We start from the raw sequence: 15722 nt of genomic DNA, 5'->3' as shown, positions 1-15722 counted from the left end.
TCTCTCCTGGATTGGAATATCTATTCCAGAAAAGGCATGACAGGGAAGCGGAATTTCTCAATCCTTAAATAGGCTCACTCGAATTCCAGGATCACCTGATCCACGGCGAGGCTGTCGCCAGCCTTCACCGCCACTTTCGCGACCCGCCCCTTACGCTCGGCCCGCAGGATGTTTTCCATCTTCATGGCTTCCACCGTCGCAAGCGCCTGTCCGGCCTCAATCGCGTCACCCGCCGCGACCGAAATCGATGTAATGACGCCGGGCATGGGGCAAAGCAGCATCTTCGATGTGTCTGGCGGCAGCTTCTGGGGCATGAGACGCGCAAGCTCGGCGACGCGGGGGCTGCGCACGCGGGCGATGACATCCACGCCATGCCAACGTAATCGGATGGAGGATGGCGACAGGTCGACCTTTACCGCCAGAACCGCATCGCCCAGCCGGAACGTGCCAAGGCTGCGGCCAGGCAGCCAGTCCGTTTCGACAGCCAGCCTCTCGCCCCGCTCGACTTGAGTCACGATATGATTGCCCTCAAGATCAACGGAAATCCGGTGCTCGGTTTTGCCGAGTTGAACCACCCAGTCTTGGCCGACAACGCGGCGATGGTTGCCGATGGTGCCGGAGATCTGCGCTGCACGGCTCTGCACCTGATGGTGAATGACCGCAGCAATCGCCGCCAGTCGTTCAGCGGCTTGCGTCTGCGGCTCCACTCCGGAAAAACCGTCTGGAAATTCCTCGGCGATAAAGCCGGTGGTCAGATTGCCGGAACGGAAACGAGGATGCTGCATGACCGCCGAGAGGAAGGGCAGGTTGTGCCCGATGCCCTCGACCTCGAACCGATCCAGCGCCTCGCCCATGGCATCGATAGCGGAGAGCCGTGTCTCGCCCCAACTGCAGAGCTTGGCGATCATCGGATCGTAATACATCGAGATTTCGCCGCCCTCGAAAACGCCGGTATCATTGCGAAGGATCGTACCATCCTCCTTTCGGCCCTCTTCCGGTGGGCGGTAGCGGGTTAACCGACCGATAGAGGGCAGAAAGTTGCGATAAGGATCTTCCGCATAAAGCCGGCTTTCGATGGCCCAACCATTGAGCTTGATGTCCGCTTGAGAGAGAGACAGTTTTTCGCCCGCTGCGACCCGGATCATCTGCTCTACGAGATCGATGCCGGTTACGAGTTCGGTCACAGGGTGCTCCACCTGAAGCCGGGTGTTCATTTCCAGGAAGTAGAAGTTGCGGTCGCCGTCGACGATGAATTCCACCGTACCGGCAGAGAAATAACCGACCGCTTTGGCAAGTGCGACAGCCTGCTCGCCCATCGCTTTGCGCGTTGCCTCGTAGAGAAAAGGAGAGGGAGCCTCTTCGATCACCTTCTGATTTCGGCGTTGAATGGAGCATTCCCGCTCACCGAGATAAAGCACCGTGCCGTGCTGGTCGCCGAGAACCTGAATTTCGATGTGACGCGGTTGTGTGACGAATTTTTCGATGAAAATCCTATCGTCACCGAAAGATGCTTTTGCTTCGTTGCGTGATGACTGGAAGCCCTCGCGGGCCTCCTCATCATTCCACGCGATGCGCATACCTTTACCACCGCCGCCGGCCGAGGCCTTGATCATCACAGGATAGCCGATCTCGGATGCGATGCGGACGGCTTCATCGGCAGTCTCGATCAACCCCATATGGCCGGAAACGGTGGAGACACCTGCCTCGGCGGCAAGCTTCTTGGAGGTGATCTTGTCGCCCATCGCTTCGATGGCTCTGACCGGCGGGCCAATGAAGGCAACGCCTTCCTTTTCCAAAGCCGCTGCGAAAGCCGGATTCTCAGAGAGGAAGCCATAGCCCGGATGCACCGCGTCAGCACCCGTTTTGCGAATGGCCTCGAGGATCTTGTCGATGACGATATAGGACTTGTTTGACGGGGCCGGGCCGATATGCACGGCCTCGTCAGCCTCACGCACATGCAGCGCATTGGCATCCGCATCGGAATAAACTGCGACTGTTACGATGCCCAACTTCTTAGCGGTGCGAATGACGCGGCAGGCGATTTCGCCGCGATTGGCAATGAGGATTTTCTTGAACATAGGCTTCATCCTCACAACGGAATCGTATCGTGTTTCTTCCAATGCGTCGTCACCTGCTTGTTGCGCAGGGACGCAAAAGCGCGGGCAATGCGGCGGCGCGATGAATGCGGCATGATCACTTCATCAATGAAGCCGCGTTCGGCAGCGACGAAGGGGTTGGCGAAGCGCTCTTCATATTCGCGCGTCCGTTTCGCGATCTTGTCGGGGTCCGACAGTTCGGAACGGTAAAGAATCTCAGCCGCACCCTTGGCGCCCATGACGGCAATCTCCGCCGTTGGCCAGGCGTAATTGACGTCGGCCCCGATATGTTTCGACGCCATCACATCGTAAGCGCCGCCATAGGCCTTGCGGGTGATCAGCGTCACCATCGGCACGGTCGCTTCCGAATAAGCAAAGAGCAGCTTGGCCCCATGCTTGATGACGCCGCCATATTCCTGCGCGACGCCGGGCAGGAAACCTGGCACATCCACCAAGGTCAGGATCGGAATATTGAAGGCGTCGCAGAAGCGCACGAACTTCGCCGCCTTGCGGGAGCTGTCGATATCAAGGCATCCGGCCAGCACCATGGGCTGATTGGCGACGACGCCGACCGTCTCTCCTTCAAGGCGGATAAAGCCGGTGATGATGTTTTTGGCAAAGGCCTCCTGCAACTCGAAGAAATCGCCCTCATCCGCAATCGCGTGGATCAGCTCCTTCATGTCATAGGGCTTGTTGGAACTGTCAGGGATCAGTGTGTCGAGCCTAGCCTCAAGCCGGGCAGGATCGTCATGGAACGGTCGGGTTGGCGGCTTCTCCCGGTTGTTCGTAGGGAGGAAATCGAAGAGCGCCCGCACCGCTTCAAGTGCCTCGATATCGTTCTCATAGGCGCCATCGGCAACGGAGGATTTTTTGGTGTGGGTGGTGGCGCCACCCAGCTCTTCGGCGGTGACGATCTCGTTGGTGACGGTCTTCACAACGTCCGGACCGGTCACGAACATGTAGGAGGTATCGCGCACCATGAAGATGAAGTCGGTCATGGCGGGCGAATAGACCGCACCGCCGGCGCAAGGGCCCATGATGACGGAGATCTGTGGAACGACGCCAGAGACTTCGGCATTGCGGCGGAAGACCTCCGCGTAACCTGCAAGCGAGGACACGCCTTCCTGAATACGTGCGCCACCGGAATCGTTGAGGCCGATGACGGGTGCGCCGACCCGCACCGCCATGTCCATGATCTTGCAAATCTTTTGCGCATGGGTTTCCGATAGCGAGCCGCCGAGCACGGTGAAGTCTTGAGAGAAGACATAGACCTGCCGTCCGTTGATCGTTCCCCAGCCAGTCACAACGCCATCGCCAGCCACCTTCTGTTCCGCCATGCCGAAGTCAACCGCCCGGTGGGTCACGTACATGTCGTATTCTTCGAAGGAGCCTTCATCGAGCAGGACGTCGAGGCGCTCGCGCGCAGTCAACTTGCCTTTGGCGTGCTGCGTATCGATACGTTTTTGCCCGCCGCCAAGACGAGCTTCGGCGCGGCGGCTTTCCAGTTCTTGCAGGACCGAACGCATGAGACCTCCCTGTCGCATTCGCCGACCAGTCTTAAAGTCTTATTCGCTAAATGGAAATGCCGCCTTGGTCGCAGATGAAACGTCCAATCGGCTACCCCGATAGGCGACGAGAACCGCGCCGCAGCCGATCAGGATCACACCGAGCCAGTTCGGAAGAGAAAGCCGTTCGCCGAGAAAGAGGACCGCAAACACTGCGACAAAGACGACGCTGAGCTTGTCGATCGGCGCAACACGCGCCGCATCGCCGATCTTCAGCGCGCGGAAATAGCAGATCCAGGATGCGCCGGTTGCAAGCCCCGAGAGAATTAGGAAAAGCCACGTGCGTGACGTGACCGTCGCCGGGCTCTGCCAGTTTCCGGTGATGTAGACCATCAGCGCTGCCGCCAGGAGAATGACGATAGTTCGGATGAAGGTGGCGAAATCGGAATTGACGTTTTCGATGCCGATCCTCGCAAAGATGGCAGTCAACGCCGCAAAGCCCGCTGAAAGAAGCGCCCAGAATTGCCAGGACAGAAACAGATTTTTCATGATCGAGCGCCGGTGAGGATTGGATGAACCCATCATGACCGACCTTTGGCCATAAAAGAAGAGGCCCGCCTCGATCGAACGAAGCGGGCCTCTGCATGACGTGCGTCAATGATGTGGCTTACTCTGCCGGAACGACCGTTGCCGGAACGTCTGGAAGCATTTTCGGCTCGTCGCCTCTCAACGCCGCGGCCAGTTGCTCCTGATCCAGCTCGCCTTCCCAGCGTGCCACAACGATGGTTGCGACCGCATTGCCGACGAAGTTGGTGAGTGCGCGGCACTCGGACATGAAACGGTCGATGCCGAGGATCAAGGCCATGCCGGCGACCGGCACGGACGGTACGACCGAGAGCGTGGCAGCCAGCGTGATGAAGCCCGCACCAGTGATGCCTGCAGCACCCTTGGAGCTCAGCATTGCGACGAGCAACAGCAGAACCTGCTCACCGAAGGACAGGTGGATACCCGTTGCCTGTGCGATGAAGAGGGCAGCGAGCGTCATGTAGATGTTCGTGCCATCGAGGTTGAAGGAATAGCCGGTTGGAATGACGAGACCGACGACGGAGCGCTTGCAGCCTGCTCGTTCCATCTTGCTCATCAGGCCCGGAAGAGCGGCTTCCGAAGAAGAGGTGCCGAGAACCAGCAGCAGTTCTTCCTTGATGTAGCGGATCAGTGCCAGGATGGAGAAGCCGTTATAACGGCAGACGGCACCCAGAATGACGAGAACGAAGACGAGCGACGTGAAATAGAAGGTGCCGATCAGCATCGCGAGATTGGTAACCGATGAAATGCCATATTTACCGATGGTAAACGCCATGGCGCCAAACGCGCCGATCGGGGCGGCCTTCATCAGGATCGCGACCAGCTTGAAGATCGGATACATCAGGGCGTGCATGAAATCGACGACTGGCTTACCACGCTCTCCGACGACGCCAAGCGAAATGCCGAACAGGACGGAGAAGAACAGAACCTGAAGAATATCGCCCTCTGCGAAAGCGCCGACGATCGTCGTCGGGATGATGTTCATCAGGAAGCCGGTAATGGATTGCTCATGCGCCTTGGCGGCGTAGGTGGCAACGGCCTTGCCGTCCAGCGTGGACGGATCGATATTCATGCCAGCACCCGGCTGAACGACGTTGGCAACGATCATGCCGACGATGAGTGCCAGCGTGGAGAAGGTCAGGAAGTAGATCATCGCCTTGCCAGCAACGCGACCGACCTTCTTCATGTCGTTCATGCCGGCGATGCCGGTTGCGACTGTGAGGAAGATCACGGGTGCGATGATCATCTTGACTAGACGGATGAAGCCATCACCGAGCGGCTTCAGCTGTTCGCCAAGAGCCGGGTAAAAGTGACCGAGTGCGATACCTGCGGCGATAGCGACGATAACCTGGAAATAAAGGTGCCGGTAAAACGGCAGTCTGGCGTGGCTTTCAGCCACGGCTGTGCTGTCAATCATTGTAGTTCCTCCTCGGCTTAACCCTGCCCTGACGGCCTCCCGGGTTTGCCTTTACGTTTTGCTCGGCCCTCTGCCGTTCGAAACTACATGAGCAAATAGCATGCCAGTTTGTTTCAGTGCGGATAAGGTATTGTTATAAATCATCTTTATTTTCTGAGGATGCCGGAACTCTTTTTGCGTGTGCATTTTCCCGCTCGCTATCTCTTGTCTTTTGTGTGGAATTCCGCACAGTGAAGGCATGGTATTTCGAGCGATCAATGTCAGTATTCGTCAATAGCACCCGCTTCCGCTGGATGGCCTTCGCACTGATGTGGCTCATCATCGCCTTTGGCGCGTTTGTCGCAGCCGATAAGCTCGGTCGTGTCCAGGCCACCAAGCGGTTGATTGCCGATGCCACCACCGACGCCGAATTGAAAACGGCGTTGCTAAACGTGGCCCTGGAGCGCCCGCGTGTTTTGCCGCTCGTGCTTTCCCGCGACCGAGATATCACCGAGGCGCTTGAAAATGGCGGCGCTGCCGTCCAGCGGCTGGATGAAAAGCTGGAAGGGTTGATCGAGGGCACGCAGGCCTCGGTTATCTATGTGACGGATGCGAGCGGCGTCACCATAGCATCCAGCAACTGGCGCACTTCGGAGAGCTTTGTCGGCTCCAATTATGCCTTCCGTGACTATTTCCGACGGGCGATGGATGCCGGCATGGCGGAGCATTACGCGCTCGGCAATGTCAGCCGCCGGCCGGGGCTCTATATATCAAGGCGGGTCGATGGCGCAGATGGAAAGCCGCTCGGCGTCGTCATCGCCAAGGTTGAATTCAACCGACTTGAGAGCGACTGGAACATCGGCGGGCGTCCCGTCTATATCGTCGATTCCAACGGCGTGGTGCTGATGACCAGCATTCCCGAATGGCGGTTCAAGACTGTGGCCTCGATCGATGAAGACAAACGGCGGATGATTTCCGCCAGTCTTCAGTTCGGCGAGGAGGCGCTTTCTCCGATGCCGGTGCGACTTCGCTCGCAACTCGGTCCGGATGTGGCGCTGGTGGAGGTGAACTCTCCGCCCACGCTGAAGGGCGAGTATCTTCGTCTCGAACTTCCCGTCCCGACGACCAGATGGTCATTGCACTATCTTCAGCCCGTCACGCCGACAACGAATGCCGCAATCCGCGAAAGCCGGACCGTGGCTCTTGCCGCACTCATGCCCCTTTTTGCCCTCTCGGCAATCTGGCTTCGGCGCCGGTTAAAGGCGGAGCAGGCGCAGGCAGCTGCAGAACGGGACCGTGCAGAACTGGAACGCCGTGTTCAAGAGCGGACCGTCGATCTGACCATGGCGCGCGACAAACTTCAGGCAGAAATTCTGCGCCATGAACAGACGGGCAAGGAATTGCAAAGCGTTCAGCATGATCTGGTCAAGGCTAACCGGCTCTCTATCCTTGGACAGGTGGCCGCAGGTGTCGCGCATGAGATCAATCAGCCTGTAGCGACCATTCGCGCCTATGCCGACAATGCGCGGGTGCTTTTGAAACGGAAGCGCAGTGAGGAAGCGGACGAGAACCTGGAAAACATCGCGAGCCTGACAGAACGTATCGGCGTCATCACCAGCGATCTCAAAATCCTTGCGCGCAAGGGAAGAACCGCGGCTGAACCTGTCAGCATTCGTCTGGTTGTCGAAGGCGCGGTGATCTTGCTGCGAAGCCGCTTCTCCGGCCGCATGGATATTCTCGATCTTGATCTGCCAGATGAGGGCGTCAAGGTGATGGGAAGCCGCATTCGGCTTGAGCAGATCGTCATCAATCTCTTGCAGAACGCGCTCGAAGCCGTCGAGGAGAAAAATGATGGACGCGTCGATGTGAGGGCCGAGGAGAACGAGGACGATGTGGTGCTGAAGGTTCGCGACAACGGGCCAGGCATCGCGGCGCCTATTCTCGAGCAGCTCTTCTCACCCTTCAACACCTCCAAGGAAGGCGGCCTCGGCCTTGGTCTCGTCATCTCCAGCGATATCGCGTCGGATTATGGTGGCCGGATCGAGGTCGATACCGGCGAAAGTGGCACGTGTTTTTCAGTTTATTTGAAGCGGGCATGACATGACGGTGATGGGAACGGTATATCTGGTGGATGATGACTCGCAGCTTCGCAAGGCGATGCGGCAGACGCTGGAACTCGAAGGCATGACGGTCATGCCTTTCCCCAAAGCGGAACTCGCACTCGACGCTCTGGAGGAAAACTTCGAAGGCGTGATCGTGACAGACGTGCGCATGCCCGGCATGGATGGCTTGCAGTTTTTCGAACATGTCCGGAAGATCGACGCGGATTTGCCCGTCATCCTGATTACCGGCCACGGCGATGTGCCGATGGCGGTCAGCGCGCTTCAGAATGGCGCTTATGATTTTATCTCCAAGCCTTTTCCCGCCGAGCGCATGGTGGAAAGCGTGCGCCGCGCACTGGAAAAGCGCAAGCTGGTGATGGAGAACCGAGCGCTGAAGCGGGCGGCTGAGCACTCGATCGATGACATGCCGCTCATTGGCCAGACCCCGGCCATGGAGCGGCTTCGCAGCACGTTGCGCCACATCGCCGATACGGATGTGGATGTTTTGGTGGCGGGCGAAACCGGAAGCGGCAAGGAAGTGGTTGCTACGGCGCTTCACCGCTGGAGCAAGAAGCGCTCACAGGGAAATTTTGTCGCGCTGAACTGCGGCGCCTTGCCGGAGACTGTGATCGAAAGCGAGTTGTTCGGCCATGAGGCAGGTGCATTCACCGGCGCGCAGAAGAAACGTATCGGTCGCATCGAGTATTCCAGCGGCGGCACGCTGTTCCTGGATGAGATCGAAAGCATGCCGCCTGCTCTCCAGGTGAAGATGCTGCGCGTGCTGGAAATGCGCGAGGTTTCCCCGGTCGGCTCGAACGAGGAACGGTCCGTCGACATCCGTGTCGTGGCCGCAGCCAAGGTGGATTTGGGTGATACCGAGCAGCGCAAGGATTTCCGCGAGGATCTCTATTACCGTTTGAATGTGGTGACGCTGTCTATTCCGCCACTGCGTGAACGCCGAGCGGACATACCGCTCCTCTTCTCCCATTTCGTCAGCAAGGCCTCCAGCCGCTTCGGCATTCCTGTGCCGCAGATCAGCACCTCCGTTTCTCGCCATCTGAACGAACATCAATGGCCCGGCAATGTGCGTGAGCTCGGCCATTTTGCCGAGCGTGTGGTCCTTGGTCTCGAGGGCGATCAGGCAACTGCCTCTGCGCCTGTGCAGCGAGGTGATGCATCGGGGACGCTTGGCGAACGGATGGATCGCCAGGAAGCGGATATTATTCGGGAGACTCTGGAGAAGCATCAAGGCGATGTGGCCGAGACCATTGCGGCGCTGGGAATTGCGCGAAAGACCTTTTACGACAAGCTGCAGCGCCATAACATAAACCGCTCGGATTACGTCCCCAGGTGAGGGCACTCCGAGCGGTTTAACTGTTCGAAATCAAGACTGTAGCGGTTATCCCGCTACGCAGAAGTGGCTATTGCCATCGTTGCCGATATAAGTTCCGCTGTTCGGGTTGAAGCTGCGGTAACGCTGCGAGCAATAGTTATACCAGGACTGCGACCACGGCTCGATTGTGCGGTAAACCTGACGCTGTCTGTAAACAGGCTGGGGCTCGTAAACCGGTTGGGCACGGTAGACCGGGCGCGGTGCGGGACGATACTCGCGATAATCCGGATCGTCGTAGCTGTAGCTCGGCTGATAGGTCTGGTAACGACGAACCGGAGGCGGCTCGACATAGACCGGCTCTTCCTCATAACGCGGCTGCGACATGGCAGAGCCGACGGCTACACCTGCGGCAAGACCAAGAACGCCACCGATGATGGCGGCATCGCGATTTCTGTGACGCCAGTCGCCTGCAGATGCCGTATTCAAGGGTGCCAGAACGGTTGCAGAGACCGCAAGCGCCAGAAGAGATTTAGCTGCAATCGAAGCCATGTTCATTTTCCACCAAAACGGCGGTTACCCGCCAGTTGTTATCTGATGGTTAAGAAAATAGCGTCAGCAGGCTGAACGGGCGCTGAATGAATTGTGGCAGGACCGAGACGTTTGAATCATAGCTCCAGACCTCAAAATCTGCTTCTGTAGGCACGATCTGCAAATTCCAATAGGCAGAGCGCGACTGTGCCCAAAAGGATCGACAGCGCTTCAGCCTGCCGCCATCTGCACAGGCGAAAACGCCTTCATCAATCCAAGATAGGGCTTTTCGACAGGGGCCGCATAGGCTCCGCGCTTTGCCGTGGTTAGCTTGAGAGAGATCAGCGTCTCGGCGTGTTTAACCGCCGCCGACACGCCATCGATGACCGGAACGCCAAACTCGTGCGAAAGCTCCGCCGCCAGATCCGCCATGCCGGCGCAACCTAAAACGATGGCTTCCGCCTTGTCCTCATTGAGGGCAGATGAGATCTGGGCACGTAGCCGCGGCAGGGCATCCGAAGTCGGGTCTTCCAATGAAAGAACCGGAATGTCAGCCGCACGCACCTTTGCCCGTGCCGCCATGCCATAGCGATGCACGAGATGTTCGAGCGGCAGGCGGGAGCGCTCCATAGTGGTGACGACCGTGAAACGTTGGGCGATAAAGGCGGCGGTTGCGACGGCTGCCTCACAGATGCCGATGACGGGAATGGTCGCGAGCGCGCGTGCCGCATCGAGCCCCGTATCGTCGAAGCAGGCAATCACCGCTGCCTGCGCGCCATTCTTCTCGGCCTTGGCAATCTCCAGCAGAAGGCCCGGAATGGCAAAGACCTCGTCGTAATAGCCCTCGATCGAGACCGGCCCCATCGAAGAGGTCACGGCCATGACCTCCGTCGAGGCAGAGGCTACGGCTTTTGCCGCCGCCTCGATCGTTCGGGTCATCGACTGGGTAGTGTTGGGATTGACGACGAGAATGCGCATGATCTGCGGTTCAGCCTTTCAGACGGCGACGGTTCATGGCGACGATGATGCCAAGCGTGGCGCCAATGACGATTAGGGAGAAGAAGGTGGTGACGGCGCCGAGCGCATAGAGGACCGGCGTGGTCACGTTGGTAGTCATGCCATAAATCTCGAGCGGCAGGGTGTTGTATGTGCCAGACGTCATTAGGGTTCTGGCAAACTCGTCATAGGACAGTGTGAAGCCGAACAGGCCAACGCCGATCAGACTTGGCGCGATCATCGGCAGGACGACATTGCTGAAGGTCTGCCATGAGCTTGCGCCCAAGTCGCGTGCTGCCTCCTCATAGGATGGCGAGAAGCGGTTGAAGACTGCGAACATGATGAGGACGCCGAAAGGAAGGGTCCAGGTCAGATGCGCCCCGAAGGCGGAAGTATTCCATGCGGGCTCGAAGCCGAGCTGTTGGAAGAGCACGCCGATGCCGAGCGAGATGATGATGGAGGGCACCACGAGGCTTGCGACGGCAAGATAGAAAAGCGGCGTAGCGCCGATGAATTTGCGACGGAAGGCAAGACCGGCCAGAAGCGAGACCAGAACCGTCACGATCATCACCATCACGCCCAGCATGAAGGAGCGGCGGAAGGAGCCGCCGAAGTCGCCGACCGCCTGCTGCTCGAAGAGATTGGCGAACCAGTGCAACGACACACCATTCAGCGGGAAGGTCAGGCCGCCATTCGGTCCCTGGAAGGCAAGGATCAGGATGGCCGAAAGCGGGCCATACAGAAACAGCACGAAGATGGCAAAGAAGATGGCGAGGATGTAGAATTCGCGACCGCGTGTTTCCGAATGCATGGATCAGAGCTCCTTACGGATATCGACGACCCGCAGGATGCCTGCGACCATCAGGAGAACGAGGGCGAGGAGCACGACGGCATTTGCTGCCGCCGCCGGATATTGCAGAAGCGACATCTGGTTCTTCATCATCAGGGCGACCGAGGCGCTCTGCCCGCCGGACATGACCTGCACGGTGGAGAAATCCGCCATCACCAGCGTCACGACAAAAATGGTGCCAATCGCCATGCCGGGCTTTGCCAGGGGAATGATGACGTTCCACAGCACTTGCCAGCTGGACGCGCCCGCATCACGCGCGGCTTCCACCAGCGACTTGTCGATGCGCATCAGCGTGTTGAAGATCGGCGTCACCATGAAGAGCGTGTAGAGATGCACCATGGCCAGCACCACGGCGAAATCGGAATAGAGCAGCCATTCGATGGGTGCGGGAACAATCCCCATATTGACCAGCGCGCTGTTTACCAATCCGTTGCGGCCCAGCACCGGAATCCACGAAATCATGCGGATGATGTTGGAGGTCAGGAACGGCACGGTGCAGATGAGGAAAAGCACCATCTGCATGGTGGTGGTGCGGATATGGAAGGCGAGAAAATAGGCGACCCAGAAGCCGAGAAACAGCGTGATGGCCCAGACGATGAACGCGTATTTCAGTGTGTTGAGGTATGTCTGCCAGGTCACCCATGAACCGAGCGTTTCGGTATAGTTGAAGGTGACGAAATCTGGATACATCTGGGCGAAGTCGTAATCCCAGAAGCTGACGACCGCGATCATCAGGATCGGCAGAAGCAGGAAGAAGCCCAGGATCAGCGCCAAAGGTGCGGCCTGGATATAGGAGATCAGCCCTGGCGGCAGGGCAAAGGGCTTGCCCGCTTTCTCTTTCTTTTCGCCAACGCCTATAAATCTGACCGTCGCCATTCCTGGAGCCCTTTGTTGTTGTCGTGACCGGCGGCAGCTAGCCGCCGGTCTCCTTACGTCATCAAGCAGCGATGAACTCGTTCCAGCGGCGGACCATGTAACGGTCCTCGTCCATGACGGAGTTCCAGCATGCGACCTTGCCCATGCGTTCCTCGAAGGAGCCGCCATCGCGCACAGCGCCGGCCTTTTCCATGACCTTGCCGTCTGGAGCGATGATGTCGCCCTGTGCAGGCTTGCCTTCCACCCAGTAGCCCCACTCGTCGGCGGTCATGAATTCCTTCGCCGTTTCCATGGCGGCGGAGTAGTAGCCCTGACGGTTGAGGTATGCGCCGACCCAGCCGGATGTGTACCAGTTGATATATTCATAGGCCGCATCGAGCTTGGCGCCGCTGAGGTGCTTGGCAAGGCCAAGACCGCCACCCCAGGAACGATATCCTTCCTTCAGCGGCTGGTATTTGCAGGCGATGCCCTTGGAGCGAACCGCGGCAACGGCCGGCGACCACATCGACTGGATGACGACTTCGCCGGATGCCATGAGGTTGACGCTCTCGTCGAAGCTCTTCCAGAAGGCGCGGAACTGGCCGTCCTTCTTGGCCTTAATGAGGAAGTCGATCGTCTTGTCGATTTCCGCCTTCGTCATGTTGCCCTTGTCGGCATATTTGATGTTGCCCATGGCTTCCATGATCATCGCAGCATCCATGATGCCGATCGATGGAATGTTCAGGATGGAGGTCTTGCCCTTGAATTTCGGGTCCATGATATCGGCCCAGGTGGTGATCTCACGACCGACGAGGTCCGGGCGGATGCCGAGCGTGTCGGCATTGTAGATAGTCGGAACCATGGTAAAGTAGTCGGTCTCACCCTTGGCAAATTTCTTGTCGCCGAGCTTTTCGACATAGCCCACCGTGTGCGGTGCCGTGCCTTGCGCAATCACGCTGTCGGGTGTCAGCTTGCCGGTTTTGAACAGCGGTACGATCTTGTCGTAATATTTCAGCTTCTTGATTTCCATCGGCTGGATCACGCCCGCCGGATAGACCTTTTTCAGGATCCAGTACTCGATATCGGCGATATCGTATGAGTTCGGCTGGGTGACGGCGCGCTGTGCGGCTGCGTCCGAATCCGTTGCCGTCATTTCAAGCGTGATGCCGAGGTCCGCCTTGCACTTTTCGGCAATCGCATTGATGTTGGAAACGCCTGTGCCAAACTGGCGAAGCGTGATCGGGTTTTGCGCCCAGATCGTGGGGAAGCCGGTGATCAGTCCGGAACCGACGGCAGCACCTGTGGCGGCAGCGCCCGCCTTCAGAAGACCGCGTCGGGTCAGACCTTTTTTCGTCTTGTTTGCATCGGTCATGCTAGTTCTCCTCTGGCTGTTTTTGTGGTCGTTATTCTACCCGTCCGAGCACGATGGCATCGGCCGCATTCCAGGAAAGAGGTATGGCATCGCCAACCTTGATCGGATTTTCGAAGAAGACCGCATCGGTCAAAATCACGTTGAATTCGTCGATGCCCGCACCCGTGACGACAAGCTTCACGCTGGCGCCGCGATATTCCACGTTGGACACGATGCCGGTAAAACCGAGGCCTTCTTCGCCTTGGCCGATGCGCACGCGGTCGGTGCGCACGGCAATATCGACGCTGTCATCCGGCGGGACCTTGCCACTGGCCTTGAAGGTGCCGCCGCCGGCCACCTCCAGCGTTACGACTTCTCCATCGACGAACTTCAGACGGCCGGAAATGACATTATGGTCGCCCATGAAGCGGGCGACGAAGGCCGTCGCAGGGCGCTCGAACACCTCGCGCGGCGCTGCGGCCTGCTCGATGCGTCCGTCATTCATGACGACGATGATATCGGCCAGCGCCATGGCCTCTTCCTGGCTATGGGTCACGTGGACGAAGGTGATGCCGAGCGAAGTCTGGAGCTTCTTCAACTCGGCGCGCATGCGGATCTTGAGGAAGGGATCGAGCGCCGAGAGTGGTTCGTCGAGAAGCAGGGCTTCCGGATCGGTGATCAGTGCGCGGGCAAGCGCCACGCGCTGCTGCTGACCGCCGGAAAGCTGGGCAGGGCGGCGGGTCGCATAGGGTTCCAGCTGCATGAGCTTCAGCATCTCAAGCGCTTTGGCCCGACGAGTCTCCTTGTCGACACCCTTCATCTTCAAGCTGAAGGCGACGTTGTCGATGAGATCGAGATGCGGGAAAAGCGCGTAGGACTGGAACATCATCGCTGTGCCACGTTGTGCCGGCGGCAGATCCGTGACGACCGTATTTCCGAGGCGAACATCGCCGCTGGAGATGGTCTCATGCCCTGCGATCATTCGCAGTGTCGAGGTCTTGCCGCAGCCCGACGGTCCCAGCAGGCAGCAATAGCTGCCCGCCGGAATCTTTAGACTGATAGCGTGAACGGCGGTGGTGCTTCCATAGACCTTGGTGACGGAGGCGATGTCTATCTCGGCAGCTTTGCTCATGCATGTTCCCCTGCTTGTTGATAAGGAACTTGCATATGCCGTGCCAGTTTTGGTTCGCCGTTGTTGAGCGTTTGAAACTGGACGGGTTTTATTTTAAGTGCCGCTGCTTTGTTCAGGGCATTTTATGTGCATGCACAAAAAAGAAGCTATTGTTGTCAATGAAGCGCAATATTGTATGCAATCTGCTTGGCCGCGATATGGAGTTGGAGTTTTCTAGCCTGCACAGTTTAGATATAGTCAGAGAGGAAAATCGGGAAACGCCAATGACGCTCTCGGAACTGCAGACTGACATGGAAAACGCGCCGGAGGATCGCGCGCAGGCTATTCGCGATACGTTGAGAGACGCGATTGCGGATAGACGTCTCACCCCGGGCACAAAATTGTCTGAAGCGGAAGTGGGGACACTCTTCAATGTCAGCCGCACTGTCGTGCGTGCGGCCTTGCAGATGCTGGCCTTCGAAGGTCTGGTCAAGATGGAGCGAAACCGAGGTGCTTTCGTTTCCAATCCATCGCCGGATGAAGCCCGCCAAGTCTTCGCCTCGCGCCGTCTGATCGAACAGGGCGTCGTGGCGGCTGTCGTGGAGCGGATCACGCCCGACGCCATCGCAAGTCTGCGTGCCCATCTCGGGCAGGAAACGCGCCATCAACATGAGCGTGGGCCTTCTGCCCGCCGTGCGGAAATCAAGGCGTCCGGCGATTTTCATCTGCTGCTGGCGTCGCTTGCGGGCAATGCCATATTGGAAAAATTCATGGGCGAACTTGTTGCCCGCTCGTCCCTCGTCATCGCGCTTTATGGCCGATCAGGCATCTCAAGCTGCGGTCACGGCGATCATTCCGCCATTCTCGATGCACTTGAAGCGCGCGATGTCGAAAAGGCCAATCATCTGATGATGCTTCATCTCGATCACATCGAAGCCGATCTAGACCTGCGCATCAAGGATGGTCTGGCGCTGAAAGAAGCGCTTTCGCTGTAATGGACAAAGGCCATGCGCT

The 15722-nt window shown here is 58.2% G+C and carries 13 protein-coding genes; 3 read left to right on the top strand and 10 right to left on the bottom strand.

What is annotated here, in order from left to right; genetic code table 11:
* Nucleotides 1–74: 74 nt before the first annotated feature.
* From QZ869_RS07040 to QZ869_RS07025, 4 genes are all read right to left on the bottom strand, one after another.
* Nucleotides 75–2078: an acetyl/propionyl/methylcrotonyl-CoA carboxylase subunit alpha gene (locus tag QZ869_RS07040; RefSeq protein ID WP_296103553.1), complete on the bottom strand. Its 2004-nt coding sequence runs from the start codon at nucleotides 2076–2078 to the stop codon at nucleotides 75–77.
* Nucleotides 2079–2089: 11 nt separating this feature from the next.
* On the bottom strand, nucleotides 2090–3622 hold the full coding sequence (locus QZ869_RS07035) for an acyl-CoA carboxylase subunit beta (protein ID WP_296103550.1): 1533 nt from the start codon (nucleotides 3620–3622) through the stop codon (nucleotides 2090–2092).
* A gap of 39 nt (nucleotides 3623–3661) precedes the next feature.
* Nucleotides 3662–4150, bottom strand: coding sequence for an EamA family transporter (locus QZ869_RS07030; RefSeq protein ID WP_296103547.1), 489 nt, complete (start codon nucleotides 4148–4150; stop codon nucleotides 3662–3664).
* A gap of 118 nt (nucleotides 4151–4268) precedes the next feature.
* On the bottom strand, nucleotides 4269–5603 hold the full coding sequence (locus QZ869_RS07025) for a dicarboxylate/amino acid:cation symporter (protein ID WP_296017035.1): 1335 nt from the start codon (nucleotides 5601–5603) through the stop codon (nucleotides 4269–4271).
* 257 nt (nucleotides 5604–5860) lie between these two features.
* Between QZ869_RS07025 and QZ869_RS07020 the strand changes: the two genes are divergently transcribed.
* Together QZ869_RS07020 and QZ869_RS07015 are read left to right on the top strand one after the other, a co-directional pair.
* The gene (locus QZ869_RS07020) at nucleotides 5861–7681 is read left to right on the top strand and encodes a sensor histidine kinase (RefSeq protein WP_296103545.1); all 1821 of its coding nucleotides are present in this window, start codon (nucleotides 5861–5863) and stop codon (nucleotides 7679–7681) included.
* Between the two features lies 1 nt (nucleotide 7682).
* Entirely contained in the window at nucleotides 7683–9038 is a 1356-nt protein-coding gene (locus tag QZ869_RS07015; protein WP_296103542.1) for a sigma-54 dependent transcriptional regulator, read from the top strand.
* Nucleotides 9039–9083: 45 nt separating this feature from the next.
* Here the strand turns inward: QZ869_RS07015 and QZ869_RS07010 are convergent, their stop codons facing one another.
* The 6 genes from QZ869_RS07010 to QZ869_RS06985 form a co-directional block, all read right to left on the bottom strand.
* Nucleotides 9084–9566, bottom strand: coding sequence for a BA14K family protein (locus tag QZ869_RS07010; protein ID WP_296017041.1), 483 nt, complete (start codon nucleotides 9564–9566; stop codon nucleotides 9084–9086).
* Between the two features lie 210 nt (nucleotides 9567–9776).
* Nucleotides 9777–10523: an aspartate/glutamate racemase family protein gene (locus QZ869_RS07005; RefSeq protein ID WP_296103539.1), complete on the bottom strand. Its 747-nt coding sequence runs from the start codon at nucleotides 10521–10523 to the stop codon at nucleotides 9777–9779.
* Between the two features lie 10 nt (nucleotides 10524–10533).
* Nucleotides 10534–11352, bottom strand: a complete 819-nt coding sequence (locus tag QZ869_RS07000; RefSeq protein WP_296103536.1) for an ABC transporter permease — start codon at nucleotides 11350–11352, stop codon at nucleotides 10534–10536.
* A 3-nt stretch (nucleotides 11353–11355) separates the two neighbouring features.
* Nucleotides 11356–12267 carry an ABC transporter permease gene (locus QZ869_RS06995; protein WP_296103534.1) on the bottom strand — a complete coding sequence of 304 codons (912 nt, stop codon included), beginning with the start codon at nucleotides 12265–12267 and terminating at the stop codon, nucleotides 11356–11358.
* Between the two features lie 61 nt (nucleotides 12268–12328).
* Nucleotides 12329–13618: a PotD/PotF family extracellular solute-binding protein gene (locus QZ869_RS06990; RefSeq protein WP_296103532.1), complete on the bottom strand. Its 1290-nt coding sequence runs from the start codon at nucleotides 13616–13618 to the stop codon at nucleotides 12329–12331.
* A gap of 31 nt (nucleotides 13619–13649) precedes the next feature.
* Entirely contained in the window at nucleotides 13650–14729 is a 1080-nt protein-coding gene (locus QZ869_RS06985; RefSeq protein ID WP_296103530.1) for an ABC transporter ATP-binding protein, read from the bottom strand.
* A gap of 263 nt (nucleotides 14730–14992) precedes the next feature.
* Between QZ869_RS06985 and QZ869_RS06980 the strand changes: the two genes are divergently transcribed.
* On the top strand, nucleotides 14993–15703 hold the full coding sequence (locus tag QZ869_RS06980) for a GntR family transcriptional regulator (protein ID WP_296103528.1): 711 nt from the start codon (nucleotides 14993–14995) through the stop codon (nucleotides 15701–15703).
* The last annotated feature ends 19 nt before the right edge of the window (nucleotides 15704–15722 follow it).

Origin of the sequence: uncultured Agrobacterium sp., assembly GCF_913777885.1 — a bacterium.
GTDB lineage: Bacteria > Pseudomonadota > Alphaproteobacteria > Rhizobiales > Rhizobiaceae > Agrobacterium.
This window is presented reverse-complemented; position numbering and strand designations above follow the sequence as displayed.

Coding starts and splice junctions, on each gene's coding strand:
- QZ869_RS07020 (WP_296103545.1), top strand. CDS start 5,861: ATGTCAGTATTCGTCAATAGCACCCGCTTCCGCTGGATGGCCTTCGCA.
- QZ869_RS07000 (WP_296103536.1), bottom strand. CDS start 11,352: ATGCATTCGGAAACACGCGGTCGCGAATTCTACATCCTCGCCATCTTC.
- QZ869_RS07040 (WP_296103553.1), bottom strand. CDS start 2,078: ATGTTCAAGAAAATCCTCATTGCCAATCGCGGCGAAATCGCCTGCCGC.
- QZ869_RS07030 (WP_296103547.1), bottom strand. CDS start 4,150: ATGAAAAATCTGTTTCTGTCCTGGCAATTCTGGGCGCTTCTTTCAGCG.
- QZ869_RS06980 (WP_296103528.1), top strand. CDS start 14,993: ATGACGCTCTCGGAACTGCAGACTGACATGGAAAACGCGCCGGAGGAT.
- QZ869_RS07035 (WP_296103550.1), bottom strand. CDS start 3,622: ATGCGTTCGGTCCTGCAAGAACTGGAAAGCCGCCGCGCCGAAGCTCGT.
- QZ869_RS06990 (WP_296103532.1), bottom strand. CDS start 13,618: ATGACCGATGCAAACAAGACGAAAAAAGGTCTGACCCGACGCGGTCTT.
- QZ869_RS07010 (WP_296017041.1), bottom strand. CDS start 9,566: ATGGCTTCGATTGCAGCTAAATCTCTTCTGGCGCTTGCGGTCTCTGCA.
- QZ869_RS07005 (WP_296103539.1), bottom strand. CDS start 10,523: ATGCGCATTCTCGTCGTCAATCCCAACACTACCCAGTCGATGACCCGA.
- QZ869_RS07025 (WP_296017035.1), bottom strand. CDS start 5,603: ATGATTGACAGCACAGCCGTGGCTGAAAGCCACGCCAGACTGCCGTTT.
- QZ869_RS07015 (WP_296103542.1), top strand. CDS start 7,683: ATGACGGTGATGGGAACGGTATATCTGGTGGATGATGACTCGCAGCTT.
- QZ869_RS06985 (WP_296103530.1), bottom strand. CDS start 14,729: ATGAGCAAAGCTGCCGAGATAGACATCGCCTCCGTCACCAAGGTCTAT.
- QZ869_RS06995 (WP_296103534.1), bottom strand. CDS start 12,267: ATGGCGACGGTCAGATTTATAGGCGTTGGCGAAAAGAAAGAGAAAGCG.